3 protein-coding genes are annotated in these 1,886 nt (G+C 66.4%); all 3 read left to right on the plus strand.

Annotation, left to right across the window (positions count from 1 at the left end; genetic code table 11):
* Nucleotides 1-786: hypothetical protein (locus E1261_RS45785; protein ID WP_165952880.1), on the plus strand; the 786-nt coding region annotated here is incomplete at its 5' end.
* Nucleotides 783-1,109 (plus strand): hypothetical protein, encoded by a 327-nt coding sequence (locus E1261_RS44585; RefSeq protein ID WP_132416401.1) that lies wholly within the window; start codon nucleotides 783-785, stop codon nucleotides 1,107-1,109. The genes E1261_RS45785 and E1261_RS44585, both read left to right, overlap by 4 nt.
* A 74-nt stretch (nucleotides 1,110-1,183) precedes the next feature.
* On the plus strand, nucleotides 1,184-1,408 hold the full coding sequence (locus E1261_RS44590) for a hypothetical protein (RefSeq protein WP_132416403.1): 225 nt from the start codon (nucleotides 1,184-1,186) through the stop codon (nucleotides 1,406-1,408).
* Nucleotides 1,409-1,886: the final 478 nt, after the last annotated feature.

Here is a 1,886-nt window from a genome sequence, read left to right on the forward strand (position 1 = left end):
GCCATCCTCCTCCGGAGGTTCTCCACCAGCCACGCCCTCGACTGGGGCGCCACGCCGTACGACGCAGCCGACATCGCCCACCGCCACGGCCCCAAAGCAACCCGGAAGGCCCTCCGCCTCCTTGCCCAGGCAGCCACCGTCGAGCCCGAGCGAACAGCCGAGTTCCTCGCCGCCCTCCCGCCGGGCGGATCGCCGTACCAGCTCAGCCGTCGAGTGAAGTCCCCGGAGTCCCTCGCCCGAAAGCTCCGCGCCTGGGCCAAGAACGGCGCATATCGTCCGGTGGACGACATCCTGCGGTACACGGTGCTCGTGGAACGCCCTGAGCAGCTTGTCGAAGCTGCGCGCCGCACGGTGGACCAGTTGACCGAGCGCGGGTGGCGGGTGCGGCACGCCATGCACTCCTATACCGAGGGATCCCGGTACAAAGGCATCCATGGCTACCTGGAAGCTCCCGGCTCCCCAAGGATCGAGGTGCAGTTCCACTCGGTGGCATCGCTCGAGGTCAAGGAGATGACGACTCCGTGGTACGAGGTCGAGCGAAGCGTTTCCGCAACTGCCGACCAACGCGCCGAGGCCCGCGACAAGTGTGTCGCCGCATCCGACACGCTGAGCCCGCCCGCCGGAATCGATCAGCTGACAACGCTCGGCGGCCGGCGGGTGGCCGTCAACAACTACAGTGATTCGCAGCAGGCGTTGGCGGACTCAGACAGTGGTCAGCCCGGCCGCGCGGACCGGCCGAGCCCCCGAACACCAGCCCTCGAGAAGAACGACGGAGTGGGACGATGAGACTGTTTCTCGTGACAGAGGTCGACGACGATGACGAGGAGCGACTCGTCTGGGTGGCGGCGCTGGCGCACGAGACGATGTACGCGTACGTGGCCAACACCGGGAAGTTCCACGACAACAATGCCCTGCGCAACGACTTCTACATGGATCGGATCCTCACGTACCAGGAGATCGGTCCAAGCGAAGCCCGGCGGCTGATCACTCAGGGGGTCGGCACCCTGGACGAGGTCGAGGACGACGAGGTCCTCGTGGAGTGGCGCGCCGACCCCAAGCCGCTCGATCCGGCCGACGTGTTGTCGATGGCGGCCGGGTACCGCTCGTGACTCGATAGTTCGATGACTTCAGTTCGTAACTGGAGGTAACACTTTCGACCATTGGGCTTTGTAGCGTCGTCCGTGTGAAATCAGGCAGGTCGCCACGGCGCCGTGTCCGGGTGTGGTTCGGGCAGTACCAGATCAGCGACTACATCGGCGAGCCCGCCTACGCCGATCGCTACGAGGCGGCGATGCGCCGGCGCTTCCCCGGCCTCGAGATCACCAACATCCCCTTGCGATCCGGTGGGCACCAGGAATCAGCTGGCAGCCCCGCCTCCGACCGCAGTCGCGCGCTCTTCTCGACCTAGGAGCTCGCTCGACCGCTTGGGTCCAGGCTGGCGGCGATCGTCCGAAGAACAGGATGTATGCGTCTACGTAGAGCCCGGCGCCCGCCTGGACTCCCCCGCACGAACGGCGTCGCAGGGGTATACGTCCTGTCGTTCGGGCGGTGGCGTCGGCAAGAACACGTAGTGGTACCCCTCAGCGGCGTTGCCGGTTGCCGCCCACGCTCAGCGAGTGCCGAAGCTGGGACCACTACGTGTCGTTGGCGTCGCCCGGCGACCAACCGTTTCGTGGGCTCGAAGTGGTTGGCGGGTTCCCAAGGATGAGCTGGGTGCACAGCGTTCGGAGGAACGACGGGCTTCAGGGGGTGGGGGTGTAGAGCTGGGTGATGATTGATTCGATGGTGGGTTCGGCGATGGTCAGGTCGGCCAAGGGGTAGGTGGCGGCCAGGTGGGCTACCAGGGGAGCTGCGCTGGTGGTGGGGGGAAAGGTCAGGTGCTGGCG

It is taken from the genome of Kribbella albertanoniae, from assembly GCF_004348455.1.
Lineage (GTDB): Bacteria > Actinomycetota > Actinomycetes > Propionibacteriales > Kribbellaceae > Kribbella > Kribbella albertanoniae.

Excerpts from the sequence above, each read along its gene's own strand:
- E1261_RS44585 (WP_132416401.1), top strand. The coding sequence starts at position 783 with ATGAGACTGTTTCTCGTGACAGAGGTCGACGACGATGACGAGGAGCGA.